The sequence below is a fragment of the Acidimicrobiia bacterium genome, from assembly GCA_030584185.1.
In the GTDB taxonomy this organism is placed as follows: domain Bacteria; phylum Actinomycetota; class Acidimicrobiia; order Spongiisociales; family UBA11373.
The window spans coordinates 516,576-542,485 of record CP129495.1; the positions used below are offsets into that span (position 1 = coordinate 516,576).

Genomic DNA, 25,910 nt, shown 5'->3' on the forward strand with positions numbered 1-25,910 from the left:
GAGAGACATGGAGTTCGTCGACCACGACCTGATGCCGGAGCGTGAGTTCCGGGAGATCGGATACGAGAAGCGACGGGTCCTCGACCCTTCCGGCAAGCCGGTCGATGGCCTGCACGCCGTCTGGATCACACTGGACAACCCGACCCAGCTGAACTCGTACACCACCGAGGCGGTCAAGGAGACCATCCTCGCCTTTCGTCGCGCCTCGATGGATCGGGCGGCGGTGGCGGTGGTGTTCACCGGCGCCGGGGACCGGGCGTTCTGCACCGGGGGAAACACCGCCGAATACTCCGAGTACTACGCCGGTCGGCCCCTCGAGTACCGGCAGTACATGCGCCTCTTCAACGACATGGTCTCGGCCATCCTCATGTGCGACAAGCCGGTGGTGAACCGGGTGAACGGCATGAGGATCGGGGGTGGGCAGGAGATCGGGATGGCCTGCGACTTCACGCTGGCATCCGACCTCGCCCGGTTCGGGCAGGCCGGTCCCAAGCACGGATCCGCACCCGACGGCGGCTCCACCGACTTCCTCCACCTCTACGTGGGATGGGGGAACGCCGTCGCCTCCTGTGTCCTCTGCGACCCGTGGAGTGCCCACGAGGCGCTTCGCCTGGGACTGGTGAACGACATCTTCCCGGTGCTCAAGGTGGACGGCGTGTTCGTGCCCAACCCGCTGGTGGTCACCGACCGGATGCTCGACGACTGGGGACGGCCGATCCTGGGCCGGCCCAAGGAGGGGGCCGAACTCGGCGAAGGAAAGGCCCTGCTCGCCCAGGGGGAGATCGACTTCACCCTGCTCGACGCCGGTGTCGACACCCTGGTCACCAAGCTGCTGATGACGATGCCCGACTGCACGATCAAGACGATCGAGTCGCTCCGCAAGAAGAAGCTGGAGCACTGGGACGCCAACAAGGAGTCCAACCGGGCCTGGCTGTCGCTCAACATGATGACCGAGGCCAAGGCCGGGTTCCAGGCCTTCCATCGCGGGTCACGGGAGCAGGGCCGCGAGGTCGACTTCATCGATCTCCGCCGTCGAATCGCCCAGGGGGAGACCTGGGGTGACGAGTTGATCGAGGCGATCTCCCCGCAGCACCGGGAGCCGTCGTGAGCAAGGTACGTCACGAGACGTCAGCAGGCGGGGCGGTGCACACCATCACCATGGACTCCGACCCGGGGAACGTGGTCGACATCGCCATGTGCGAGGAGCTGATCGCCGCCATCGACGAGGCGGCCACCGACCCCGAAGGCAGGGTGCTGGTGCTGCGAGGAGCGGGCCGCAACTTCTGCTTCGGCGCCAGCATCCAGGAGCACCTTCCCGACCAGGCGCCGGCCATGCTCGCCGCCATCGGCGGCGTGGTGCGCCGGCTGGTCGGGTTCCCCTACCCCACCCTGGCCGGCATCCAGGGGCGCTGCCTGGGCGGCGGGCTCGACCTGGCGATGTCGTGCGGGATCCTCGTCGCCGAGGAGGGCGCCGTGTTGGGGGTGCCCGAGATCAGGCTCGGGGTGTTCCCGCCACCGGTGAGCGCCCTGCTCACCGGCCGCTCCGCCGAGGACGTGATCCTCACCGGCCGGGACATCGTCGCCGCGGAGGCGCAGGCCATCGGGATCGTCAACCGGGTGGTGCCCACCGGCACCCTCGATGAGGCGATCGCCGGCATCGTCACCGAGGAGTTCGTTCCCCGCTCGGCGGCTTCGCTGAGGATTGCCACCAAGGCGGTTCGCATGGGCCGCCTCGAGGAGGTGGAACGCCGCCTGTCCGCAGCCGAGGCGCTGTACGTGGACGAGCTGCTTCCCCTGCACGACGGCTCGGAGGGGATCCGCGCCTTCATGGAGAAGCGGTCGCCGGAATGGAGGAACTCATGAGCGCACGGGCTCTGGTCAGTGGCGGCCAGGGTGGGATCGGCAGGGCCACGGTTGCGGCGCTGGCCGCAGCCGATCACCTGGTCGCCGTCGCCGACCTCGACGACTCCACCAAGCCGCCCGGCGCCGCCGAGGCCTTCGCCGTCGACCTGCGCGACCCACAGGCCTGCGTCGATGTCGTGGAGCGCACCGTCGAGACGTTCGGCGGCCTCGACGTTCTGGTGCACAGCGCCGGGATCACCCGCGACGGGGTCACCTGGAAGCTGACCCCCGAGGATTGGGACGCCGTGCTCGAGGTGAACCTGGGTGCGGCGTTCCACCTGACCCGCGCCGCCATTCCGGTGATGCGCCAGGGCGGCGGCGGCGCCATCGTGTTCGTGTCCTCGATCAACGGGGAGCGGGGGAAGTTCGGGCAGAGCGCATACGCCGCCTCCAAGGCCGGGCTCCACGGCCTCGCCAAGACCGTGGCCCGCGAAGTGGGGCACTTCGGCATCCGGGTCAACGTGGTGGCACCGGGGATGGTGCGCACCCCGATGACCGAGAGCCTCCCTGCCGCCGTCATCGAGGCGGCGCGCCAGGACTCGTGCCTGGGAAAGCTCGCCGAGCCCGAGGACATCGCCTCGGTGATCGCCTTCCTCGTGGGGCCGGCCTCGGGCCACGTCACGGGACAGGTGATCCGGGTGGACGGTGGGCAGTATCTCTGATCGGCCGGCCCCGACGGGCTCCCCGAACTGGCCCCGCGTCGACGCCATCCTTGCCGGAGCCGCCCGGGCGTTCGCCGCTCATGGCTACGCCGCCACCTCGATGCGGCAGGTGGCCCAGTACACCGGCGCCAGCCTGGGTTCGATCTACCACCACTTCGGGAGCAAGGAGGGCCTGCTCCAGGCGATCCTGACCACCAACTTCCGGCGGGTGCGGGCCGCTCTCGAGGAGAGGCTCACCGAGATCACCGACCCTGCCGAGGCGATCACCGCCTTCGTGGAGAACCACGTCGCCTTCTTCACCCGCGATCTCGACGCCATGAAGGTGATGTCCCACGAGTTGAGCACCCTGCGGGGCACGGCCGGCGAGGAGGTGCGGGCGCTGCGCGACGCCTACACGGAACGGGCCCGAGGCTTCCTGAGGCGGCTGCGGCCCGACCTGGGTCGCGACGAGGCGGAGGTGGCCACCCTGTGCTTCTTCGGGATGCTCAACTGGACCTATCGGTGGGTGCACTCGCTGCCGAGCACGACGACCCCCGCTGAGCTTGCCGGGCAGATGGCCCGGTTGTTCCTGGACGGCTTCGCCGGGACGGTCACCGCCCGACGGTCGCCGGGCGGGTGAACAGCGCAAGGTAGGAACGGCACGCCGTCATCGAGCACGTGGTGCACGCCTCTGCGAAGCTCTCCGGGTCGAGTCCGGTGACCCGGGTCTCGAACCCCAGGCTGTCGTACAGAGCCACCAGCTCGTCGATGCGTGCCTGGTCGGTGACGGTGCGTCGCTGCCAGCCCTCTGCACCCAGTGCCACGTCCTGGAGGATGGCTATCCCCTGGGAGCAGTAGACCGGAGGGAGCTCTTCGCTCATCACGCCACCGTCGCCTCGGCGGCGATCTTGGCCAGGCGGCGATGGCCGAGGATGGCGCACCCGAGGGCGGCCACGAACTGGACCATCTCGGGCTCGGGCACGTTGACCTCGGCGCCCAGCGTCTGGCTGATCGACCGTCCCATGGTCTCGAATCGGAGGATGCCGCCGATGAGCGTGTACTCGGGGGTCAACCCGGCCCGCTTCATCAGCTGTACGGAACGGCTGGTGAGCGACTCGATGGCGCCCTGCATGATGTCGGCGGGGGCGGTCCCCATGGAGAGGTGGTTGATCACCTCCGACTCGGCGAACACGGCGCACACGCCCGAGATCGGAACCGGCTCCTTTGAGGTGGACATCAACGGTCCGACCTCCTCGACGCTGTATCCCATGTAGCGGGCGGTCTTCTCCAGGAAGGCCCCGGTACCGGCGGCGCACTTGTCGTTGAGCCGGAACGACACCACCTTCGATTCGTCGTCGACCCGGGTGGCCTTCATCGTCTGCCCGCCGATGTCGAGGATGGTGCGGGTTCCCGGGAAGAGCCGGGCGGCGCCGCGGCTGCTGGCTGTGAGGTCGGTCACCTGGGTGTCCTTGAAGTCGACCTGGTGCCTCCCGATGCCGGTGGCGATGGCGTAGCGAATGTCGTCGCGTCCCAGGCCGGCGGCCTCGAGAGCCCGGTCGTAGGTCTCGGCGGCGATCTCGCGCAGCTTGAACCCGGTGGGCGACGCCATCTTGGCGAGGATCTCTTCGCTGTCGTCCAGGATCACGACCTTGGTGTAGGTCGATCCCACGTCGATGCCTGCGGTGATGGTCACTGCGTCACCCCCGCTCCCTGCTTGGACGGGGCGCGGCCGGCCACGACGTGATCGTGAGCGAACAGCGCCGCCCCGAGCGCCCCCATGTAGTGGCTGTCCTCGGAGTAGTTGAGCTTGCGTTCCAACCGCTCCTCGAGGGCCTTGACCATGCCCTGGTTGCGCGAGACGCCGCCGGTGAAGGTGACCTCGTCGTCGATCCCGACCCGGCGCATCAGTGCCACCGACCTGGAGGCGATCGACATGTGCACCCCCCAGAGGATGTCCTCGATCTTCTTCCCCTTGCCGATCCAGGCCAGGACCTCGGACTCGGCGAACACCGTGCAGGTGGTGCTGATCTTGATCGGCTTCTCCGACTGCATCGAGATCGGGCCCAGTTCGCTCAGGGGCAGGCCGAGTGCGGTCGCCGCCGCCCCCAGGAACCGTCCGGTGCCGGCGGCGCACTTGTCGTTCATGCAGAAGTCGCTGATCTCGCCTTCGGGCGTGACCCGAATCGCCTTGGTGTCCTGGCCCCCCATGTCGACCACGGTGACCGTCTTGGGGAACATGTGCACCGCTCCGCGACCGTGACAGGAGATCTCGGTCACCTGGGTGTTGCCGAAGGTGACCCGGTAGCGGCCGTACCCGGTCCCGACCACGAACTCGACCTGACGCTCCTCGAGGCCGGCCTGCTTGAGGGCGACCACGTAGGCGTCTTCGGCTGCCTTGATCACGTTGGCGCCGGTGTCGAGCAGGGCACGCCCGACGATCTGGCGCCCCTCGTCGATGATCACCGCCTTGGTCTGGGTGGAGCCGACGTCGACTCCTGCTGCATAGGGCATTTCCTATCCTTTCGCTTCGGCGGCGGCCAGACGCCTGCGGGAGTCCAGCCCCTCGAAGAAGGCGTCGATCCGGTTCTTCATCTGGGCCTCGGACACCACCCGCCGGTCCATCATGTCCGACTCGATGAACAGGCTGGGGATGCCGTGCTTCTCGGTCAGGTACCGGCGGCCATCGGCCAGGCCGGTGGACACGGTGCGACAGGATTTGATCGGGTGGTAGATCACACCCTCGGCGTCGAACTCCTCGTACATGGTGGCCAGCACCTCGTTCTGGTGGAACATGGCGTCCATGGCGTCGCGCACACTCACCAGCACGCCCTCGGCCAGGCTGGCCAGGGGGCGGTCGAGGTCGTACTCGAACCCACGGTTGGCGCCGCCGGAGGCGAACCAGAGGTAGGTGGAGTTGACGAAGGTCCCGCCCCAGTCGGTGAACAGCTCGTTGAAACGCCGGAAGATCGGGTAGCAGGGCACCCCCACGAACAGCAGCCGGTACTTCTCCTCGATGCTGGTGCCGATCCCCTGGGCCGCCTTGTACTCCATCTCCTCGACCAGGCGCTCGAAGTAGCGGGCCCCGGTCTCGGTGCCGCGAAAGCCGTTGGCCACACCCAGGTAGATGGTGCCGTCGGTGAGGGCGTTGAACACCGCCGGCTTGGCCCGGTTCAGCTCCAGGATGCGGCTCCAGGACCGGCTCATCACGTTGGCGTTGTCGAGCACGCCCCGGAACTTGTCGATGTCGAACTTGGTGCCCGTGACCTGTTCGCAGAGCGTGATCAACTCTTTCAGCTGCACCTCGACGTACTTGCGGTCGGCCTCGAAGTCGGAGTCTCCCGGCCAGGTCTGGGTCCCGGCCTGGCGGGTGCCGGGGATGTCGATGGTGAACATCGGTGTTCCGTACATCCGCTCCCAGATCTCGGCCCACTTGATGTAGGTGTTGCAGGCGTTGGTGAGCACCGAGAGTGCCGGCGGCGGGATCCGTCCCATCGGGTGTTCCCCACCCCGGAGCTGGGTGGCGACGTCGGCCTTCACGTAGCCGCAGATGTCGGGCGAGTAGCCGTGGTCCTCGGCCTCCTCCAGGTACTCGTGTGCCACCCGGCGCACCGCCGTCTGCAGCGAGTTGATCTCGGGGAAGACGACCGGGAGGTCGAAGGTCTTGAGGATCTCGTTGATGCTCCCCATCACGAAGACGTAGGCCGCCTTGCCGCCAGTGGCTGCGGTCTGGTCGAGCTCGGTGAACCAGTCCCGGAAGAGGTCGGCCCCTTCCTGGTTACCCCGGCCCACGAGGTTGGTTGTTGCTGTGGTCATCGATGGCTCCCTCAGGCGAAAAGGATGTTCTCAACGAAGGTCTCGAGCTGCAGCTCGAGCTGGTCGAACGAGGTCATGTTCTCCTCGAACTCGGTCACGAAGTAGGCGACTCCGGCCTCATCGAGGGCGTGCACGTAGGTGACCTGCTCCTCGAGCCCGGGCTCGCACATCTTGGCGGCGGCGAGGATCGCCGCCTCGGCGCCCGAGTTGCGGATCCGCTCCAGGATCATCTTCTCCTTCGGCTTGCGCAGGTCGTGCTGCACCGGGCTGTACGAGGAGCGCTCGACGTACGCCTCGGCGAGGGAATGGAGCGGATCGCCGTCGCTGGGGACGTCCTCGGTGATCCAGCGCAGGCCGATGAGGAAGTCGTCGTCGACCACGTATGTACTCCGCCCCAGCATCCGCACCAGGTCGAAGGGAGGCTGCTCGCAGAAGCCGCCCTCGAACACCACCCGGATGCGGTCCTCCTGACGAGCGGTCCGCGCCAGGATCTGCGGCAGAACGGTGGCCAGGAGGTCGTTGTGCTCCTCCCGGGGCATCATCCCGGCCAGGGCCACCAGGGCGTAGGCATCCTCGGCGGCGAGCAGCCACGGGGTCTCCCGCTTGATCCGGTAGATCTCCCGCATCAGCCGGCGGTTCTCGTTGAACACTTCGATCGAGTTGCGCAGGGCGTCGTCGGTGACCTGCGTCCCGGTGACCTCCTCGGCGATACGGCGAATACGGTCGTACTCGTTGCGGAGATACTCGACGCTGCCGCTGGAGTTGGGGTTCTGCGGAAGGTACAGGATCTGGCAGGGATGGTCGAAATTGCGACCCCAGATCGCAGCCAGATTGCGGGCCGCATCACAGATCGGATGGGACACGAACATGTCCAATTGCACCCGCCCGCTGAGCGGCAGTTCCAGGGAGGTCTTCAGGATCGAGCACAGGTACGACCCGAAATGCGAGTCCGCCTGATTGGGCTCCACCGGCGCCCCGCGCAGCTTGAAAGGAAGCATACCGGCCGCATGCATGATCTCCTCGGGGAAATACACCTGGAAGTGGCCCCCCACCTTGCCGCCTTGCTCCCGCCAGCGCGCCACCGTCGGGAACTCGGCCGACTCCACCATCTCGCGGCACTCGAGGAGGGCGTCGTCGAGCCCCTTCTCGCGCCACTCTGGGAAGACCCGCGCCGAAGTCGTCGTCATGCCATCACCCCCGCCGGGACCGCGGCGGCCCCCTCGAAGAACAGGTCCAGTACGTGATCGAGACGCGAGTCGACGTCGCCCAGAGTCTTCATGGCGTAGTCGCCGATGACGATCTCCACCAGGGCGACGAACGACCAGGAGAGCAGCCGGGGATCGGCAGGGGCCAGCTCGCCGTCGGCGATCCCATCGTTCACGATCGCCTCCACCTGCTCGGGAAGGGCTCGCTGGTAGGCGCGCACCAGGCGATCGCGATCGGCCCCCCGGAAGGTGTTGATGTCACGCCTCACCAGGCGGATCAGCTGCCCTTCCTCTTCGGGAAGCTCCAGGAAGTCCCGGGTGAGGCGGGCCAGCCGCTCCCGGCAGGTTCCCTCCATGTCGACGGCGCCGGCGAAGAGCCGCCGCTTGGAGTCGAGGTCGCCGAGCATCATCGTGACGTACAGCCGCTCCTTGGAGGGGAAGTGGTGGTACAGCCCTCCCTTGGTGACCTCGGCGGCGCGGGCGATGAGATCGGTGGTGACGTCGGCGTAGGGGCGGCTGAGGAACAGCGAGCGCGCCGCCGCCAGGATGCGCCCGGTGGTGTTGGCGGTCCGCTCGTCCTGGGTTGCCATGGTCGCCTCGCCGATCTTCGACAACTTACCGACCGGTCAGCCGGTAGGTAAGTTGATGATAGGGGTCGACGCCTTTCGATGTCAACGCGCTGCGCGCCTTCCGTGGGCCCGGCACAGCGGTTAGCCTCGGCTGGTCCATCACCGAGGAGTGCACACCCCCGATGCCCCGATTCCGGCCCGATCTGGAGGCGATCCCCAAGTACGACCCGGGCGACCCCCTCTTGGAGGTGGCCGCCCGGCTGTCCCTGGACGAGGTGATCGACATGGGCTCCAACGAATGCCCGGTGGAGCCGTTCCCCGAGGTGTTGGAGGCGATCCGGAAGGCGGCGACCACCGTCAACCGCTACCCGGTGACCGACTCCAGGTGGCTGGCGGAGGCCCTCGGCACCCTCTACGGAGTGGAGCGCCAGTGGGTCTGGGTGGCACCGGGGAGCACCGGGATCCTGATGGCGACGGCCCTCGCCGCATCGGGTCCGGGTACCTCCATCGTGTTCGCCGACCCTTCGTTCATCATGTACCGGATGGCCTCAGCCGTGGCCGGAGCCGAAGCGATCCCGGTCCCCGTCGACGGGGGATGGAGGCTCGACGCCGATGCCATGGCGGCGGCGGTCCGCCCCGACACGAGGGTCCTCTACTTCTGCAACCCCAACAACCCCACCGGCACCCACGTGCCGTTCTCCGCCATGGAGCGGCTGGTCGCCGCCGTCTCGCCCGAGGTGACCATCGTGTTCGACGAGGCGTACGCCGAGTACGTCACCGCCCCCGATTGGTCGTCGGCGATTCCCCTCACGATGCACCACGAGAACGTCCTGGTGAGCCGGACGTTCTCCAAGGTGTACGGCCTGGCCGGCGAGAGGGTGGGATACGCCATCGGGAACCCCGATCTGATCGCCGCCCTCAGCCGACCCCAACCGCCGTACGCCGTCTCCGTGATCGCCCAGATGGCTGCGACCGAAGCCCTACGTCATCAAGAACGGATCCGGCTCCGGGTGGCCGACGCCGTGGCCGGGCGGGAGTGGATCGCAGCGCGCCTGCGAGATCTCGGTCAGTTCGCCATCGACAGCCAGACCAACTTCGTGCTGTGGAGGCCGTCCGATGCGATGGCCGCCACCGATTTCGTGCTGAGGCGCGGCAGCCTGGTCCGGGCGCTGGGCCCGTGGGTGCGCATCTCGGTGGGCACGGAGGAGCAGAACCGGCGATGCCTAGATGCCATCGAGGAGGCCATCGCCTCCGGTGTGATCAGCCGAGACTGAAGGAGCTCAGGCTCCCCGACCGACGCCGGCCTTCTTCAGCACGGCGGCAGGGACTCCGGCCTCGCGCCATGCCGCATAGGAGATGCCCTTGCGAGCACCGTATTCGGCGGCATGGGCGACGAACTCGGCCTCCAACTCGGCGAGATCCGACGCTCCCTTGGCCCTGGCCAGAGCGGCCTGGGCGCCGAGGCGTGCCTGGCGAAGGTCGATCGCCTTGAGCGGGTTGGTCTCGGCGGCGATCTTGTCGCCCAAATCGGCGATCCTCTTGCCCAGGGATTCGGGGGTCACCGGACGCCCGGGACGGCGCGCACCCAACGCTTCCAGATAGTTCTTGATCGCTCGCGATTGACGCCTACCGGCGGCAAGCGCCGCCTTGTGTTCTGCGGACATCGCCATGGCCTTCTCCCCTTTTTCGGCGGCCTCGTAGACCCGACTATATCCGAGGTCGCAGTCGTACGTATTCGGATGAATCCGACCCCGTCGAGAAGGCTCATTGTGGTGATGCCTGGAGAAACGCATGTCCTCCGACGGGCGAGGTGCCCTCGCCTCAGGACCAGGGAATGGTGACGACCTCTACCTGGCCGTCGAAGCCCTTGAGATCCAGGAAACGTGCCTCCGAAGTGACGGCGATCCCTGCCGCCTCGGCCGCCTCTCTGGAAGCGACGATCTCGCCTCCGCCTGCGGTGCCCGCTATTCGGGCCGCCATGTGCACACCCCTCCCCTTGAGGCCTCCCGACACCTCGGCGCAATGAATGCCGATGCGAACCATGGGAGCGAACCCGTGCCTACGACGGTGTTCGTCGAGGGCTCTTTGGACGGCGGCGGCACAGGCGGTGGCTGCCGGGGCATCCTCGAATTCGACGAAGAACCCGTCTCCGGCATGGTCGATCTCGGACCCTCCGTGCCGGGCGAACAGGTCCCGCAGCGTCTCGTCGTGCCAGCGCGCCAGGTGCTCCCAGGCGGCGTCGCCGATCGTCTCGACCAGACGCGTCGATTCGACGATGTCGGTGAACATGAGGGTTCGAAGCCGTCGCCCCGCCGAAGGCCGGTCACCCAGGATGTTGTCCACGTCTACCGCGTCGAGACGCGCCCCCAGGCGCATGAACACCGATCGCGCCGCCTGCAACTCCATTTCGGCGAGATCGAGGCTACCGGCGGCGAGCAGTGCCCTGCCCTTGGCGAGGCGAGCTCGGGCAGCCTCGTACGGAAGGTCGACCTGCAGCCAGAGGCGACCGGCCTCGGCGAGCGCCGTCGCCGCGCCGGATGGATCCCCGCTCGCCAGCGCCACGAGGCCGCGCGACTGAATCGCCGCCGCCCGCAGGGCGGTGGTCGAGAAGGAGGCTGCGATCCCATCGAGCTCGGAGGCCGCAGCCGCCGCCACCTCCAGGTCGCCATCCTCGACGGCCACCTCGATCCGTGCCGGGAGCAGCCGGGCCCGATCGAGGGGGCCAAGTGTCGTCGACGCCAGCGCCTCGTCCAGCAGTGCGGCCGCCGCTTCGGGTTTCCCTTGGGCGAGGCGGAGTTGGGCAAGCCCCGGCACCGGTCGACGACCGCACTCGAGTGCCTGCCGGAATGCCGCCTCGGCGCCGACGAGGTCCCCGAGTCGCATTCGGATCTCCCCCACCTCGTACAGCGCCTCCCCCGAGTACGCGACGAAGTGCTCCAGCTCGGTGCAGGCTCGCCGCGCCTCCTGCTCGGCCTCCGTCCAGGCGCCGCGCAGCCGCATGATCTCTGCACGATGCACGCGACACAGCCCGGGAAAGCCGGAGTTGTGTCCCTCGCGCTCGCACCAGCGCCGTGCCGCCTCGGTCCAGTCACCGGCTCGGCCGTAGTCGGCCATCTTCTGACAGATGCTGATCATGTTGCAGTAGATCTTCCCCGTGGCCAGGGGGCCCAGTTCGCCGCCGACTGCAGCGACCATGGCCGCATCCATGAGCGCCATCCCCTCGTCGACGGTGCCCATCGCCGCGAGATTCCTCCCCTGGTCATGTAGGGCGAGCATCTCCAGGTCACGATCCCCGACCCGCCGGGCGATCTCGGCTGCCTGCCGCACCAGGCCCAGGGACCGCTCGAAGTCGGAATCCATCTCGAAGGCGATCATCGCTTCGATCCGGACCAGGTGGCCGTGGGCGGCCACCTCGGTGTGGCCGTCGAGCAACTCCTTGGCCCTGCGCACCCAACCGGTGCCCAGAGCCCGGGAGAGCATGGCGAACTGGTCGTAGGCGATGTCGACGGCCAGGCGAGCCGCCCGGGGGACGTCGCCCGAGGACGTGCACGCCGAGTAGGCGCGCTCACGGGCCCCGATGGCGGCGTCGAGTCGTCCGGTCCACCATGCCGCCTCGGCCATGGCCTCCAGGTCGTCGACCCCCAGTGCCGAGACGGCGTCGGCGGCGAGGAACAGGTCGTAGGCCCGATGCCACTCCCGGTGTGCCGCCGCGGAGCGCGCCTCTTCGGCCTTCGCCACGGCGCCCGATTCCGCCACCATCACCTCCCGCCGACCCGTCAGGCCGTGCTTCGCTATCCTCGCACAAGTCTCATCGGGAGGGACCCAAGGATGGATGCCAGCGTCCTGAGGACGGTTCCCCTATTCGCCGGCCTTTCGGACTCGGATCGCCGGCAGGTGGCACGCTGGATGGATCAGATCGAGGTGGGTGCCGGGACCCCGTTGGCTCGCGAGGGGGACTTCGCCTACGAGTTCTTCCTGATCGAAGAGGGAACAGCCGAGGTGACCCACGATGGCGCCGTAGTGACCGTCATGGGCCCGGGTGAGTACTTCGGTGAGATCGCCCTCCTCGACACCCGGCGGCGAACCGCCTCGGTCACCGCCAGCACCCCGATGCGCCTCATCGTCATGTTCAAGCGCGAGTTCCAGTCGATGGCCGACGCCCACCCCGAGATCGCAGATGCGATCCGGGCGGCCGGCAAGGAGCGCCTCGAGCGCACCTCGTGAGGTGTCGGCTCCGGGGGGGAGATTCGAACTCCCAACCAACGGATTAACAGAGGCGACTCGAGCCTTGTCCGACAAGCGAAAACCCACGCGTTTGGCGCTTAGCGACACTTGTGGTCTCTTGACCCCGGGCTGCTAGCACCCGATTCTGCAACCACCTGCAACCGACGAGGGCGCTACGGCGCAGCGGGAGGGATGAGCATGAAGCGACGCAAGATCACACTGCCGGGAACGGTGTTCCAACGGCCGAACGGACGGTGGACCGCGATGACTACCGGAGCAGCGGGGTACGGGCCTCGCCGTTCAATCGGCACTTTCGCGACCCGAGAAGAGGCAGAGGAGTGCCTGGAGCGTCATGTGCTGCTCGGTGGACCAGCGACCCGCAGGGAGGCTGCGGAGGCCCCCACGTGTCACTCTCTTGGAGAGCAGGATCGGACCAGCGAACTCGAACAGCAGACAGTCGGCGATTACCTCACCGGGTGGCTCGATGAGGTCCTTGCCAGGGAACTCGAGACCGGGCTACTCGCTCGCTCGACCGCCCAGAGCTACCGCCGGATCGTGCTTGGGGACATCATTCCTGACCTCGGACACCTGCCAATCGCAGACCTCGAACCCAAGCATCTGCGGACCTGGCTCGCGCACCTGCGAGAGCGCGGCCTAGGCGATCGAAGCGTGGTGAAGGTATTCGGGATGCTTCACCGAGCCTTTGCCGACTCCGACCTGCCCACGAATCCGATCTACCTGCCGCGTCGTGATCGTCCACGAGTCCGCTCCACCCGCGAAGTCATCCGTCCCACGGTTGACGACGTGACCGCCTGGCTCGAGCACATCCTTTGCTGCCCCGAGTCGGGCGGTGAGTCGCTGTACCCGTTGTGGCGTGTCATGGCAACAACGGGGATACGCCGGGCTGAAGCCTGTGGTCTCACGTGGGAGGACCTTGAGGCACACGACGGCATCTGGCTGCTGACCGTTTCCCGCAACCTCCTCATCGACAGCGGAACGCTGTACACCGGCCCCCCAAAGTCCCGTGAGGGGTATCGGTCGATCCGTCTCGACGAAGCCACGGCCGCAACACTGACGGCCTACCGGCAGGCGACAGCCTCTCGAGAGACTGTCAAGGTCGAGACTCGGGACGGCCATGGCGAGTTTGACTTCATGTTCCGATGGGGACCCACTCTCACGGCCATGAACCCCGACACCGTGACGCGCCTGTTCCTCAAGGAATGGAAGCACACACGACTTCGGCCCGGCGTCACGCTCCACGGACTGAGGCACAGCCACGGGTCGGCCCTCCTCCAGGCGGGCATGAGCGAGATCGAGGTGGCGGCCCACCTCGGCCACAACCCCCAGGTGCTGCTCACCATCTACGCGAGGGACCTCGACGAGGTGCGGCGGCATCAGCGGCTGGCAGCCACCGTCGAGCGGCTGTACGGGTAGTGGTAGCCGCCGATGGTTGGACCTTGTGGACCTTATGGACGTTCTCACTGCTGTCACGGAGAGGATCGACCTGATCTGGGTGGTCACCCCTACACGGGCCAGCACCCAAGGAGGGTCCAGAGGTCCTCAACGTCCTCAGCCCACCTCCCTGCGCAATCTCCACTGGTTCGCGCCTCCCCTATCCCTTGCCTTCTCGATCCGGTACCCGCTGTGGACCTGGCGGTCCATCTCGACAAGGCGCAGGCCAAGGGTGGTGGCGCGACTTCGTTCGGAACCGTCGCCGAGTTCCAGGAAGTCGGGTAGGTCTCCGAGGAGAGACAGCAGGTCCGAGGTACTGACGGGCAACTCACCGTGCCTTTCCGCCCACCGGTTGATGAACACCCGCTTCTGCTCCGTCTCCGTATCAGCCCGGCCTCTGAAGTCGTCCAGGTTCTCGAGGAATCCATCGATCCCCGCCACCTGAAGGATTCCGCCGACCACACCAGCCCAGTTCTCGAAACTGCCCATTGTTCGGTCTCCCAACGGCCGACCAACAGCAACCCACGCCTGGACCAGGGTGAGGATCGCGGCGACCACCTCGGAGCGGTTCTGGTCTAGCCATCCCGCCAGATCCCGATGCTTGAAGGAGGCAGGGTCCCTAGATGCTGGCTGCTCGACCCTCGCATCGAGTCGGATCGGCACAATCCTGCGCGTGAGTTCGGGAGAGAAAGTCGGGTTGTTCGCGGTCCCCACCCACAGCGCTCGGTTCGGGAACTCGATCGTCTCGTCGTTGTGCCCGAGCCGTCGGTCGCCCCACTCGGTTGTCGTCAGCACCGACGCTAGGTGAGAAGAGTCGATCCTGCCCCGCAGGTTGTCGATCACGACGAGAGCCGAACCCTTCGAAAGGGAAGCGCCGATCTTCTTGCGCCACTCGTCACTGCTCCCGCCCTGGGTCTCCATGCCCGGTTCACGCCCGAGGACAACAATGCCCACCAGCCTGACCAGGAGGGTCTTTCCTGTCCCCGGTGTGGGGGCGTCCACGACATGCATCGGGGTCGGCCCATCGAACATGTCTCGCACAAAGGGAAGAAGCAGCATCGCCATCGTGTTGGCGAAGTCCGCCGAACTTACCCAGGGGAAGTCCCCCAACAGGTCCTGCCGGATCAGGCGGACCGCCTCCTCGATCTTGCTCGGGGTCGGATCTTCCGATACGGGTGGAAGCACGAAACCCGCAGGTGGCGAGTAGTACGTCCCCGTGTTCGGGTCGTAGCCCCTCTCGGAACGGATCCGCCCGTCGCGTCCGAATACGGGGCACGGAACAACCCGAATCACCCGCGGCAAGGGCCAATCGGGTTCAGCGAGGACATTCGTCACCACATCCAGCGGCGGCTTCGCCTTCTTCCAGCGCGCGACTTCCCCGTCCTTGTCGTGGAGCGGCGCGAGCCACTTGATGAGCCTCGCCAACTCGTTGCGAAGCCGATCCGGGTTCAGCGGCTCCACCATGATGCCCCTGCTCGTCGCGCGGATTCGGGCCAGCCCGAAGCCGTACCGAAACAGGTGAGGCTCACCCAGATTCGCTTGGATAATGGCGACCAAGCACTTAATGGTCAGCGCATGGAGATCAGCGGTGTCGAGTTTGACGCAGGGCTGTTGGTGTGGAGTCATCTCGCGCCCCCGATCTGCCCGCCTAGCGACGCGAGGGATTCACCGACCGGGACGCCGATGCCGCTAGGATCTGGGGCAGCAAGTTCGGAGCGCCCCTCGACCCTAAGTCGGGGGGTTCTTCGCGCCGTCATCGGGGATCGGCCCCGGTGTTCTGCTCTTCCAGCCAAGCGTCCAGGTCCCGCTGCCGGTACCGGACCAGGAAGGCCCCGACCTTCACGGCCGTTGGTCCCCTCCCCTGGACCCGCCAGTTGCGGAGGGTCTGCTGGGAGCAGTTCAGGTAGGTGGCCGCTTCCTCGGTGCTGAGGAGGCGGTCCTCCAGATACGTTTCGAGCGCCATACGCCCTCACCCCTTTCGGGACTCGGGGCCGCTGGCGCTCTCGTGTGGCACTCTCGGTCGCGACCGATATTTCCTTGGCAGCATAGGACGGGATTTCACGTTTCCCGCGAAAGTGTGACGGGAGTCGGTAGGAGCCGCGGGTGATCGCTTCGCCCACTCCAAATCGACCGACCTCGAGGCCCGCGTGGCATCATGTGAGCAGAGCACCGCCGAGCGCCTCCCCCGCCCTGGAGGGGTCATGGCTCACCGCTTCGGCAACCCACGCGCATCGGCAACCCGTGAACGCGACCAGCAGGCCGTCCGCGGCCATTACGTCGACTACGAGCTGCTGCCCCCCGACCTTGCTCATGCCCTACGCCTCGCCCGGCTGCGTCAGGGCCTGAGCCTGAGGGAGGCTGCCCGGCTAGTGGGCATTAGCACCGGATACCTATCCCGCCTCGAGCGGGGCCTGCGGGCACCCAGGAACCGAGTGGCCCTCGCCCTCACTGTCGCCCTCGACCTGGAGGACTACCTCGCGGCGGCGCTACTCGAGGAGGCCGCCAGCCCGAGCGGATAGGCTCCAGGCATGTTCGTGAAACGCGCCGACGGGTCGCTGGTCAAGATGACCGAAAAAGGCTACGACTTCGAGGCGATCCTTCAGGGCCTCATCACCGAGCACCCTGACCTGCTTGTCGGCGATCAGATCGACCCCGAACAGCCACGGCGCTGGCTGGTCATCGACCAGGAGGTCGGGGTCCCTGCGGCTGAGGGAGGTGGCGGCTACTGGTCGCTGGACGTGCTGCTCCTGGACCAGGACGGTGTGCCCACCCTCATCGAGGTGAAGCGCTCCACCGACACGCGGATCCGCCGCGAAGTGGTGGGCCAGATGCTCGACTACGCGGCCCACACGGTCGCCTTCATCCCCGCTGAGCGCATGCGGTCGCTGCTCGAGGACAGGTGTTCCAAGGCCGACCTGGACCCCGGCCTCGAGGTAGTCGCCCTCACAGGAACGGACGACCCCGAGGAGTTCTGGTCGAATGTCGCCGCGAACATCGAAGCGGGACGGGTCCGACTCCTGTTCGTCGCGGACCGCCTCCCGGTCGAACTGCGGCGTGTCATCGAGTTCTGGAATCAGCACACCGATCCCGTCGAGGTGCTGGGTCTCGAGGTGCGACAGTTCGTCGGCGAGGACCTCGTCACCTTCGTTCCCCAGGTCTACGGCCAGACCATCCGGGCCACAGAGAAGAAGACGCGCCGAGGCCCAGCCCGCCAATGGGATGAAGGGTCCTTTTTCGATGCCCTGGCCGAACACGGCACCGAGGCAGTGACGGTCGGGCGCAGGATCTTCGACTGGGCGATCTCACGGGGCCTGGACATCCAATGGGGCAGGGGCGCGGTGTACGGGACGATGCTGCCGGTCCTCGATCACGGCGGTGCCGACCACGCGACGATGAGCGTGACTACCTCGGCGCGGCTCGAAGTCCGCTTCTCGGACATGTCGAAGCGCCAACCCTTCGCCCGGCCCGAGCACCGGCTCGACCTGCTCGCCAGGCTCAACCAGGCCGGAGCGAGTATCCCCGAGGACGGTATCGACCGATGGCCGGGGGTGCCGTTCGCCGCCATCGCCGAATCCATGGAAGAGTTCCTTGACGCCTGGGACTGGTATCTCGGGCAGGTCGTGGAGCACCGGCCATAGAGCTTCGTCGCTGAGGAGCAGCCTGGTGCCGCTGCTAACGGCTAACGGTTGACGGCGGCCCTTCCCCGGATTCGGTCTCCACGCCCCTCTCTCCTTTGGCCCGACCGAACGCAGCGAGGGCGGTCTTCCCCGAGCCGCAGGCGAGGGGGAAAAGAAGAAGGGGGCCTTCCCCGTTTCCGGTTCCAGCCCCTCTCTCCTTTGGCCCCCCCACCGTAGCGGCTAGTCCTCGACCCGAGGCACTTTCTTGCGGTGATTCCCCCCACCCCGTGCGCTCATCGGGCCGTGTGGACCGAACACCCTGGCCCGCTCCCTACGCACCCCGCGCACCGTCCCACGTGAGCTGCACGCTGGTCTGCTTCGGATGCAGCGCTTTGTCCACCCAGATCCGCCGCACGCCCATCCAGCCGAACACCTCGTAAGACTCTCGGTCGAAAAACACCGTCGCGAGGAAGTCCCAGTCCCGATCGCCGAGGCTGAAGGATGCCACTCTCGCTCCCGGTTTGAGGGTTCGGGCCACCACCCAATGACGCTTGCCCTCGGGATCGATGAGAACGCCCCCGTCAGCCTGGTCCCAACCCGACTCCTGGACGAGTACCGCGATGGCCAAGGCCCGCAGATCCTTTGGGCTAAACCGCCCGCCAGAAGCGGCAACCATCTGCGCCGCTACCACCTCGGGCGGTGTGTCCAGGCTCCAATGGCCGATGAGTTCCCTCATTTGCCGAGACACTCGGCCTTTGCCCTCATCCGCGAGCCACGCCTCGCACACGCGACAACGTGAGTGCGAATCGTCGAATCCCCTAATAGTCCTTCTTGTAGGGCTTCCCTGTGGGCCGAGGGGACTCGCCGAACTTGTCCCAGCGACCGCGTGTCTCGTCGGGATCGCGCTCCACGCGCCCAACCTTGCGCTTGCCCTTCGCCTTCGATGGCTTCGGCTTTCGAGAGTCGACCTCCCGGAGGATCTCCTGTGCCCGTTTCTCCTCTTCACGCCGCCTGGTCGCCTTGGGCCAGGTTCTTGCGACACGCTGTAAGCGCTCCTCGTGCCGCTCCTTGGCCCGCACCTCCCGGACTGCCACTTCGGCTGAGGACTCAGGGGCCTTCGGTTGAGGCTTTGTTGGCGCGGGCACAGTTGCGATTAGTGGAGGCAGTCCGTGGTGAGCGCGAATCTCGGCGACTCTCAGACTCTGCCCGCAATGCCCGCACTTCGCCACGCCGAAACCGTACTCCCTGCGAGGCGGCTGTAGCTGACGGCTTCTCCCCGGTGCTCACGAAGCTGGCCATCTTCCTCATGCTCCTGATGCGCAGTCCGCTCGACCTGTGATTGCCGAGGTACTACCCGCCATAGGAGAAGATCTTCACTGATGGAATCGAATTCGTTCCGCCGAGGCTCGTCTCATATGTCACCACACCATCACCTATCGCGTACCAGCGAAACTCATCCCCCTCCACCAACCCGTCGAGCCAGTCGCAGCCGACGCCGTTCGGGTCTTTGAACTCAACACGCAAGTCGTACGAGTACCAGGCTACATTGTGCGTGGCCACGTTTGCATGGAAGACACAAGGTCCTGTTGCCAGATCAAACTGGACCACGCGGCCCCAGCCCGTCAGGCAGTCCCCGCGGACTCGGTCGGGTTGCCGGCCAAGCGTTGCCAGGTCGACGGTCCTGCAGAGCGAATTCTTGATCTTCTCCTCAGACCAGTACTCCGTGTCTTCGAGCCACCAGTTTGGACACCCTAGGTCTATCGCGACACCGAGTGCCTCCCTCCCCTCGTCGAAGAGGTCGCTTGGTGTCGGTGCCGATTCCATCAAGGATGCCTCGGTGACCCCCGTCGCCCCAAGCTCTCTAAAGGCGGCCACGATCGACTTCGCACACTTCCAGCGCCCTTGCTCCGTATTCGTCGCCCGGACCCAGCGACCGAATGCCGAGGACTTGCGCATGGCCTCATGGAGCTCTTGCGTCGCAGTTTCAACCTGATCGCGGAGATTGTCGCGCTCAGCCTCTAGGGACTCGACGTCCGCCAGTAACGCGGGAAGTTGGTCTCGAAGACCGCTTTTCTCCGCCTCCATTTCCTCAAGCTCAAGACGAAGAGAGGCTACTTCGATCAGTGGTGCAGCCAACTTATCAATGGACTGCGCAGCAGCTTCGACTTCTGCTTCGAGCGTCCTCACCCGCTTTCTCAGGGCGTGTGCCACAACCTCAAGATCGTGGTACTCAGCTGTGGATGTCGGGCTTGAACAGCCTGCAACGACAATCACGGCCGTCAGCATTGATACCAGCCTCCGAATCATCTGAAATCCCCACTCTCAAGTTGCGCCCTCAGATCTGCCACCAAGCGGAGCCGGCTCCTGTGGATTTCGATAAGTCCTCGTGCCCTGCTCGCCGCTCCATCGGCCTGCGTGATATCTCGCCGAAGGAGGGCCATCTCGTCGGCCAGCACCGTCTTCGCTTCAACCAAGGCACCCTGTTCATCGTCGACTTCATCAGCTGACGAGACCGCTGCGTCGGAGAGCGCTGCGGCAAGAGATGCCTGCAACTGGGCCAGTTGAGCTTCGAGGTCGGCTACCCCCCGTTCCAGCTCAATCCGCTGTGCGTCGAGGTCCCTGTACTCGCCAGATTGGCGAGGGTCCTCCGAACAAGCACCGACCAGGGTTGTCAAGAGCAAGACCCCGGCTCCGACAAGGATGCTCAGCCGCACTGTGCTTCTCCCGCCTTGGCCATGTCACCTTGCTGCCACGTGCTGTCAAACTCATCAGGACTCTAGAACAACTCATGGGTCGACTTGAATGTCCCCGGGTGCCTTGGAGGCTCCGACCTCTTGGAGGATGGAGCCATGACACGGAGACAGCAGGGGAAGTATCAGAACGAGGTGCGCTGTCGGGCGGTGCGTCTCGTGTTGGAGCATGGTGGCGAGTACGCCTCGGAGTGGGCGGCGATCATGTCAACAGCGGCCAAGTCGGAGATGACGGCTGAGACGTTGCGCAAGTGGGTGCGCCAGGCCGAGATCGATGAGGGCCGGCGGCCGGGGGTGACGTCGGAGGAGTCGGTGCGGGTCCGGGAGCTGCAGCGCGAGAACCGGGAGCTGCGTCGGGCGAATGAGATCCTCAAGGCGGCGTCGGCTTTCTTCGCGGCGGAGCTCGACCGCCCACAGCAGAGATGATCGTTTTCATCGACGCTCACAAGGAACGTCGCACTGAGGGTCTTGTTTGGGGAGTCGAGCCGATCTGCGCGGTGTTGCCGATCGCTTCTCAGACCTACTACGCGGCCCGGTCCCGGTCGGCTTCGGCGAGACGGCTGCGCGACGAGGCCCTCGAGGCCGAGGTGCTGCGGGTATGGGAGCAGAACTACTCGGTGTATGGGGCTCCGAAGATCTGGGCGCAGCTGAACCGAGAAGGCATCATCGTGGCCCGCTGCACGGTGGAGCGTCTCATGCGCCAGCTGGGTATCCGCGGCGCCATTCGTGGCGGAGGACCCCGGACCACGAGAAGCGACCCGGCCGATGAGCGTCCCGCCGACCTGGTGGATCGGGACTTCACCGCCGAGGCTCCCGACACCAAGTGGGTGGCGGACTTCACCTATGTGCGCACCCGTTCAGGGTTCGTGTATGCGGCGTTTGTCATCGACTGCTACGCACGAGCCATCGTGGGCTGGAACGTGGCCCGGCGCATGACCACCGACCTGGTACTCACCGCACTCGAACAGGCCATCTGGGACCGACTCGGAGCCGGCGTCGTGGCCGGTCTCGTCTGCCACACCGACGCCGGGGCGCAGTACTTGTCGATTCGTCACACCGAACGACTCGCTCAAGCCGGCATCGATCCCTCGGTGGGATCCATCGGCGACAGCTATGACAATGCCCTGGCGGAATCGATCATCGGGCTCTACAAGACCGAACTCGTCTCGAACCTAGGACCCTGGCACGGCTGCGACGATCTCGAACTCGAAACCCTGCTCTGGGTCGACTGGTGGAACCACCGCCGGCTCATGGGCACCACCACCCCAACCGAGAAGGAGGCCACCTACTACCTTCAGAACACCACCACCGAATCGATGACACTCAAGACATGAAGCCTCTACCGAACCCGGGGAGGTTCCCTAGCATGCCATGCACGGTTCTTGGCAGAGGGAGCGTCCGGAATGACAAGGCCAACGCGCTTTGGGGCAGTCGTGGTGTTCGCGACGTTGCTGGTCGCGGCGAGTGCCTGTGGAGGGACTGGGGGGGCCGTCCCAACGGGTGCGGTGGATTCCAGCGACACTAGAGCGTCCGTTGAGACCACACAGACGAGCTTCCCGGCCCCCTCATGTCGAATGATGTACCGCATCCCCGTTCCTGAGGCAGGTTTTCGCGTCGCCGGCAGTACCGTCTGGTTCGCCGGCTGGGACGAAGTTGGCGCGATCAACGCGGAAACGGGGGCCTTCACCTTCACATCGGAGGCCGCTGACGTGCGGTTTCTTGCTGCGACACCCAGCTTCATGCTGATCAACATGGCTGGCAGTTTCGCGGCTGTTGACATGGCGGGTCGGATATTCGGGAGTTCCCAGTCCTCAGTCGGTACCGACGTACGGTATGTCGCCACCCTTGACGATGAGCGAGTCATGGTCTTTTACCCCGGGGACCTCTACTTCTTAGGCGACCGGGCTGGCAACGTCTCAGTCGCTTCATTCGATGGTGTCGCGGTCACTGTCACCCCCTTGGAGTCGACTCGGTACGGCTCACCGTATCTCTCGCTGTACGTCGCTGAAATGGCGGACGGCACCGACCGGCTCGTCGATCTCCGGAGTGGCGAGATGGTCGGACTGCCGGAGGGAGCGGGTGCCGATGTTGAGTTCTTCAGGGGCGTCGATGGAGCTGTCTGGGCGTTGGAGGCAGGCGCGGCATCACGGTTGTGGCGCCTGTCAGGAAGTCGGTGGATGGGCCCAGCCGTGGTCGAGGGGTTGCACACCTACCTCGTGTTCGGAGCCGGTGGGTTGGTGGGCCTGGTCGGCGACATGTCCGAACCTCTTATGGCGATCTACGAGATTCGTGAGAACACCCTCGTTCTCCGGAATCGCGTGCAGTCACCGCAGGAGTACGTCGGCTGGGGGGACTTCCATGTGCTCGCCAACGGCGACTTGGCTGGTAGTGTCGGAAGCGCGTTTGTGATAATCGATTCCCAGACCGCCGTCGGGCGAGTCATACCGGTGCCCGGTGTTCCAGTCGACCGCGGTCACCTCCATCCCTGGGTGTACGACTCATCCGCCAATGTCGCCTGGGTGGCGTACGGGGCGGACTTGGATGAGGGTGAGACCTGGGGTGGCGTATACGTGATTGACTTCAACACAGGACTAGTCGCCCAAGTCGACCACGGGGGCGGCAGGGTGTGGGATGTCGCTGGCACTGATGACAGCGGCAGATATTTCGTCGTGTCATCTGACCCAGACTCCCACTGGTTGTCTGCGTTGACGTGCCGTCCTGCTTAAGCGGGCCGCTCGGTGGGCCTGTTCTATCGGCATGCTGACACACGATGCACTCATAACCTGACGTCTACCGTCGATCCTCACCAACGCGAAGTATGTGGTGTGCCCGGGGCGGCGAGATCCCCTATGGGGGAGCGGAGACGACTCATCGGATCCTTGGGCGGTCCGGGGCGCAGTGCCTCCGGCGGTACTCCCCTGTCGTACGCAGTTGGGCAACCATGAAGCTTCCTGCGCTTCTCGCCGCCGCATGGGCCGACGGAGCCGTGGATCGCTGAGCATACGGGTTACCTCTTTACTTGAGTATGCAACGAAACTCGTCACGGTGCGTCGAGGGGGTCCGGCGAGGTCGGGGTGGGGATGGGTGTGGGGTGGTCTTTGGGGGCGGGGGTGACGAGGTGGCATAGGGGCCCCGCCCGGTCTTCCGGGTGGGGGGCTGCCGAGGTGAACCTCCCCGGGTTTCTTGGAGGCTCCGACCTTTGGGAGGATGGAGCCATGACACGGAGACAGCAGGGGAAGTATCCGAACGAGGTGCGCCGTCGGACGGTGCGTCTGGTGTTGGAGCATCGTGACGAGTACGCCTCGGAGTGGGCGGCGATCACGTCGATAGCGGCCAAGTCGGGGATGACGGCTGAGACGTTGCGCAAGTGGGTGCGCCAGGCCGAGGTCGATGAGGGCCGGCGGCCGGGGGTGACGTCGGAGGAGTCGGTGCGGGTCCGGGAGCTGCAGCGCGAGAACCGGGAGCTGCGTCGGGCGAATGAGATGGCGATTTCAACCGGTGGCCGCAACGAGCTCTGCGAGTTTCTCCAATGGTGTCATATAGCCGAGTGTCTTGCGCGGGCGACCGTTGAGGCTGCGCTGGATCCGGCGTAGATCGGTGGCGCTGGACTTCGAGAGGTCGGTCCCCTTCGGAAGGTATTGGCGCAGCAGTCCGTTGGTGTTCTCGTTCGATCCGCGCTGCCATGGCGAGTGGGGGTCGCAGAAGTAGATCGGGATATCGGTAGCGACGGTGAAGTCGACGTGGTCGGCCATCTCGGCTCCCTGGTCCCAGGTGATGGAGCGCCACAGCTCCTTGGGCAGGGACCTGATCGCCTTACGCATGGCGGCGTCGACGGCTTCGGCCGAGCGGTCGCCCTTCAGATCCAGCAGGAGCAGGAACCGGGTCGTTCGCTCTACCAGTGTCCCCACGGCGCTTCGACTGCGCTCACCGAGGATGATGTCGCCCTCCCAGTGACCCGGAACTGCACGGTCGTCGGCCTCGGCCGGGCGCTCGGAGATCATGACCATGCTCGGCAGGCGTCCCCGCTTCTCCACATGGCCCCGAGGGCGCCGGGTGGTGCGTCCCGAACGCAGGCACCGGGCCAGCTCCCGGCGCAGCTCGCCGCGTCCCTGCACGAAGAGCGACTGGTAGATCGTTTCGTGGCTCACCCGCATCTCCGGGTCGTCGGGATAGTCCAACGGTAAGCGCCGGGAGATCTCCTGTGGCGACCACAACTGCTCGAGGCGCCGGGAGACCTCCCGCAGGAGCCTGCCCCGCCGCAGCTTGCAGGGCTTGGGACGTCGGGCCTGTCCGCGGGCACGCTCATGGGCGTGCCAGGCCGAGTAGCGCTCCCGGCCACCGTTGGCCTTCACCTCCCGGGTAACCGTCGACGGCGAACGCGCCAGAACCCGGGCGATCGCGCTCAGCGACTCACCACGGCCGATGCCGAGGAGGATCCGCTCACGCTCGCGGATCGTGAGACCCCCCGACCGCGGCTCCCAGCCAAACGGGGCCGCCCCTCCATGCCTTCCGTCGCGCACCATCAAGCCGACCATGGGCGCGGTGCAACCGATCTCCCTGGCGATATCGACGAGCCGCCAACCGCGTGCTCGTAGCCGGAAGGCAAGCTGCTTCTGCTCGGCGCTCAGGTGTCCGTGCCGTCCCTGCATCAACGACCTCCCGTGATCGGCTCTCGCTCATCTCACAGGACCCGTTGCGCTCACCGGTTGAAATCGCCGATCCTCAAGGCGGCGTCGGCTTTCTTCGCGGCGGAGCTCGACCGCCCACAGCAGAGATGATCGTTTTCATCGACGCTCACAAGGAACGTCGCACTGAGGGTCTTGTTTGGGGAGTCGAGCCGATCTGCGCGGTGTTGCCGATCGCTTCTCAGACCTACTACGCGGCCCGGTCCCGGTCGGCTTCGGCGAGACGGCTGCGCGACGAGGCCCTCGAGGCCGAGGTGCTGCGGGTATGGGAGCAGAACTACTCGGTGTATGGGGCTCCGAAGATCTGGGCGCAGCTGAACCGAGAAGGCATCATCGTGGCCCGCTGCACGGTGGAGCGTCTCATGCGCCAGCTGGGTATCCGCGGCGCCATTCGTGGCGGAGGACCCCGGACCACGAGAAGCGACCCGGCCGATGAGCGTCCCGCCGACCTGGTGGATCGGGACTTCACCGCCGAGGCTCCCGACACCAAGTGGGTGGCGGACTTCACCTATGTGCGTACCCGTTCAGGGTTCGTGTATGCGGCGTTTGTCATCGACTGCTACGCACGAGCCATCGTGGGCTGGAACGTGGCCCGGCGCATGACCACCGACCTGGTACTCACCGCACTCGAACAGGCCATCTGGGACCGACTCGGAGCCGGCGTCGTGGCCGGTCTCGTCTGCCACACCGACGCCGGGGCGCAGTACTTGTCGATTCGTCACACCGAACGACTCGCTCAAGCCGGCATCGACCCGTCGGTGGGATCCATCGGCGACAGCTATGACAATGCCCTGGCGGAATCGATCATCGGGCTCTACAAGACCGAACTCGTCTCGAACCTAGGACCCTGGCACGGCTGCGACGATCTCGAACTCGAAACCCTGCTCTGGGTCGACTGGTGGAACCACCGCCGGCTCATGGGCACCACCACCCCAACCGAGAAGGAGGCCACCTACTACCTTCAGAACACCACCACCGAATCGATGACACTCAAGACATGAAGCCTCTACCGAACCCGGGGAGGTTCAGAGGGCGATTGCGTCAGGACTTGC

At 66.1% G+C, this 25,910-nt stretch carries 24 protein-coding genes, 3 pseudogenes and 2 other annotated features; of the genes and pseudogenes, 13 read left to right on the top strand and 14 right to left on the bottom strand.

The window, feature by feature from the left end; translation table 11 throughout:
- The first annotated feature begins 7 nt into the window (after positions 1-7).
- The 4 genes from oah to QY307_02670 are packed head-to-tail and all read left to right on the top strand — an operon-like array spanning position 8 to position 3,183.
- Positions 8-1,108, top strand: a complete 1,101-nt coding sequence (gene oah / locus QY307_02655; protein ID WKZ83170.1) for a 6-oxocyclohex-1-ene-1-carbonyl-CoA hydratase — start codon at positions 8-10, stop codon at positions 1,106-1,108.
- On the top strand, positions 1,105-1,863 hold the full coding sequence (locus QY307_02660) for an enoyl-CoA hydratase-related protein (protein WKZ83171.1): 759 nt from the start codon (positions 1,105-1,107) through the stop codon (positions 1,861-1,863). The genes oah and QY307_02660 overlap by 4 nt, the downstream gene beginning before the upstream one ends.
- Entirely contained in the window at positions 1,860-2,564 is a 705-nt protein-coding gene (locus QY307_02665) for an SDR family NAD(P)-dependent oxidoreductase (GenBank protein WKZ83172.1), read from the top strand. Before QY307_02660 ends, QY307_02665 begins: the two co-directional genes overlap by 4 nt.
- Complete coding sequence (locus QY307_02670; protein ID WKZ83173.1) at positions 2,548-3,183, top strand: TetR/AcrR family transcriptional regulator; 636 nt, start codon at positions 2,548-2,550, stop codon at positions 3,181-3,183. Before QY307_02665 ends, QY307_02670 begins: the two co-directional genes overlap by 17 nt.
- On the opposite strand, the gene QY307_02675 is transcribed toward QY307_02670, so the two are convergent.
- From QY307_02675 to QY307_02700, 6 genes are read right to left on the bottom strand one after another with little or no spacing between them, the layout of a single operon-like run.
- Positions 3,155-3,424 (bottom strand): hypothetical protein, encoded by a 270-nt coding sequence (locus QY307_02675; protein WKZ83174.1) that lies wholly within the window; start codon positions 3,422-3,424, stop codon positions 3,155-3,157. The genes QY307_02670 and QY307_02675 overlap by 29 nt on opposite strands.
- Positions 3,424-4,236 carry an acyl-CoA dehydratase activase gene (locus tag QY307_02680; protein WKZ83175.1) on the bottom strand — a complete coding sequence of 271 codons (813 nt, stop codon included), beginning with the start codon at positions 4,234-4,236 and terminating at the stop codon, positions 3,424-3,426. The genes QY307_02675 and QY307_02680 overlap by 1 nt, the downstream gene beginning before the upstream one ends.
- On the bottom strand, positions 4,233-5,054 hold the full coding sequence (locus tag QY307_02685; GenBank protein ID WKZ83176.1) for an acyl-CoA dehydratase activase: 822 nt from the start codon (positions 5,052-5,054) through the stop codon (positions 4,233-4,235). Before QY307_02685 ends, QY307_02680 begins: the two co-directional genes overlap by 4 nt.
- 3 nt (positions 5,055-5,057) lie before the next feature.
- Positions 5,058-6,356, bottom strand: a complete 1,299-nt coding sequence (locus QY307_02690; GenBank protein WKZ83177.1) for a 2-hydroxyacyl-CoA dehydratase family protein — start codon at positions 6,354-6,356, stop codon at positions 5,058-5,060.
- Positions 6,357-6,367: 11 nt separating this feature from the next.
- Entirely contained in the window at positions 6,368-7,543 is a 1,176-nt protein-coding gene (locus tag QY307_02695; GenBank protein ID WKZ83178.1) for a 2-hydroxyacyl-CoA dehydratase, read from the bottom strand.
- Positions 7,540-8,151 (bottom strand): TetR/AcrR family transcriptional regulator, encoded by a 612-nt coding sequence (locus QY307_02700; GenBank protein WKZ83179.1) that lies wholly within the window; start codon positions 8,149-8,151, stop codon positions 7,540-7,542. The genes QY307_02695 and QY307_02700 overlap by 4 nt, the downstream gene beginning before the upstream one ends.
- 161 nt (positions 8,152-8,312) lie before the next feature.
- On the opposite strand from QY307_02700, the gene hisC reads away from it, so the two are divergent.
- On the top strand, positions 8,313-9,404 hold the full coding sequence (gene hisC / locus QY307_02705) for a histidinol-phosphate transaminase (protein ID WKZ83180.1): 1,092 nt from the start codon (positions 8,313-8,315) through the stop codon (positions 9,402-9,404).
- 6 nt (positions 9,405-9,410) lie between these two features.
- Here hisC and QY307_02710 read toward each other — a convergent pair whose 3' ends face one another.
- Together QY307_02710 and QY307_02715 are read right to left on the bottom strand one after the other, a co-directional pair.
- Entirely contained in the window at positions 9,411-9,923 is a 513-nt protein-coding gene (locus QY307_02710) for a hypothetical protein (protein ID WKZ83181.1), read from the bottom strand.
- Between the two features lie 28 nt (positions 9,924-9,951).
- Positions 9,952-11,889: an adenylate/guanylate cyclase domain-containing protein gene (locus QY307_02715; protein ID WKZ83744.1), complete on the bottom strand. Its 1,938-nt coding sequence runs from the start codon at positions 11,887-11,889 to the stop codon at positions 9,952-9,954.
- A gap of 69 nt (positions 11,890-11,958) precedes the next feature.
- Here QY307_02715 and QY307_02720 point away from each other — a divergent pair, with 69 nt between their 5' ends.
- Together QY307_02720 and QY307_02725 are read left to right on the top strand one after the other, a co-directional pair.
- Positions 11,959-12,354 carry a cyclic nucleotide-binding domain-containing protein gene (locus QY307_02720; GenBank protein ID WKZ83182.1) on the top strand — a complete coding sequence of 132 codons (396 nt, stop codon included), beginning with the start codon at positions 11,959-11,961 and terminating at the stop codon, positions 12,352-12,354.
- A gap of 354 nt (positions 12,355-12,708) precedes the next feature.
- Positions 12,709-13,788, top strand: a complete 1,080-nt coding sequence (locus QY307_02725; GenBank protein ID WKZ83183.1) for a tyrosine-type recombinase/integrase — start codon at positions 12,709-12,711, stop codon at positions 13,786-13,788.
- A 135-nt stretch (positions 13,789-13,923) separates the two neighbouring features.
- On the opposite strand, the gene QY307_02730 is transcribed toward QY307_02725, so the two are convergent.
- Together QY307_02730 and QY307_02735 are read right to left on the bottom strand one after the other, a co-directional pair.
- The gene (locus QY307_02730; protein WKZ83184.1) at positions 13,924-15,432 is read right to left on the bottom strand and encodes a hypothetical protein; all 1,509 of its coding nucleotides are present in this window, start codon (positions 15,430-15,432) and stop codon (positions 13,924-13,926) included.
- 127 nt (positions 15,433-15,559) lie between these two features.
- A complete protein-coding gene (locus QY307_02735; GenBank protein WKZ83185.1) occupies positions 15,560-15,769 on the bottom strand; it encodes a helix-turn-helix domain-containing protein in 210 nt (69 codons plus the stop codon).
- Positions 15,770-16,007: 238 nt separating this feature from the next.
- Here QY307_02735 and QY307_02740 point away from each other — a divergent pair, with 238 nt between their 5' ends.
- Positions 16,008-16,325, top strand: coding sequence for a helix-turn-helix transcriptional regulator (locus QY307_02740; protein ID WKZ83186.1), 318 nt, complete (start codon positions 16,008-16,010; stop codon positions 16,323-16,325).
- A gap of 9 nt (positions 16,326-16,334) precedes the next feature.
- Complete coding sequence (locus tag QY307_02745; protein WKZ83187.1) at positions 16,335-17,444, top strand: hypothetical protein; 1,110 nt, start codon at positions 16,335-16,337, stop codon at positions 17,442-17,444.
- A gap of 310 nt (positions 17,445-17,754) precedes the next feature.
- Here the strand turns inward: QY307_02745 and QY307_02750 are convergent, their stop codons facing one another.
- From QY307_02750 to QY307_02760, 3 genes are all read right to left on the bottom strand, one after another.
- Positions 17,755-18,159, bottom strand: a complete 405-nt coding sequence (locus QY307_02750) for a hypothetical protein (protein ID WKZ83188.1) — start codon at positions 18,157-18,159, stop codon at positions 17,755-17,757.
- Positions 18,160-18,773: 614 nt separating this feature from the next.
- A complete protein-coding gene (locus QY307_02755; GenBank protein ID WKZ83189.1) occupies positions 18,774-19,730 on the bottom strand; it encodes a hypothetical protein in 957 nt (318 codons plus the stop codon).
- Positions 19,727-20,137 carry a hypothetical protein gene (locus QY307_02760; GenBank protein WKZ83190.1) on the bottom strand — a complete coding sequence of 137 codons (411 nt, stop codon included), beginning with the start codon at positions 20,135-20,137 and terminating at the stop codon, positions 19,727-19,729. Before QY307_02760 ends, QY307_02755 begins: the two co-directional genes overlap by 4 nt.
- 135 nt (positions 20,138-20,272) lie before the next feature.
- On the opposite strand from QY307_02760, the pseudogene QY307_02765 reads away from it, so the two are divergent.
- From QY307_02765 to QY307_02775, 3 genes and pseudogenes are all read left to right on the top strand, one after another.
- Positions 20,273-21,507 (top strand): annotated as a pseudogene (locus QY307_02765) (IS3 family transposase).
- Positions 20,557-20,688 (top strand) — a sequence feature (AL1L pseudoknot). Its footprint overlaps the pseudogene before it by 132 nt.
- A 240-nt stretch (positions 21,508-21,747) precedes the next feature.
- A complete protein-coding gene (locus QY307_02770) occupies positions 21,748-22,899 on the top strand; it encodes a hypothetical protein (protein ID WKZ83191.1) in 1,152 nt (383 codons plus the stop codon).
- Positions 22,900-23,388: 489 nt separating this feature from the next.
- Positions 23,389-23,658: pseudogene (locus QY307_02775) on the top strand (transposase).
- Between the two features lie 6 nt (positions 23,659-23,664).
- Here the strand turns inward: QY307_02775 and QY307_02780 are convergent.
- The gene (locus QY307_02780) at positions 23,665-24,822 is read right to left on the bottom strand and encodes an IS30 family transposase (GenBank protein WKZ83192.1); all 1,158 of its coding nucleotides are present in this window, start codon (positions 24,820-24,822) and stop codon (positions 23,665-23,667) included.
- Between the two features lie 86 nt (positions 24,823-24,908).
- Positions 24,909-25,040, top strand: a sequence feature (AL1L pseudoknot).
- Here QY307_02780 and QY307_02785 point away from each other — a divergent pair.
- Positions 24,921-25,778, top strand: a pseudogene (locus QY307_02785) (IS3 family transposase). It overlaps the preceding feature by 120 nt.
- Positions 25,779-25,910: the final 132 nt, after the last annotated feature.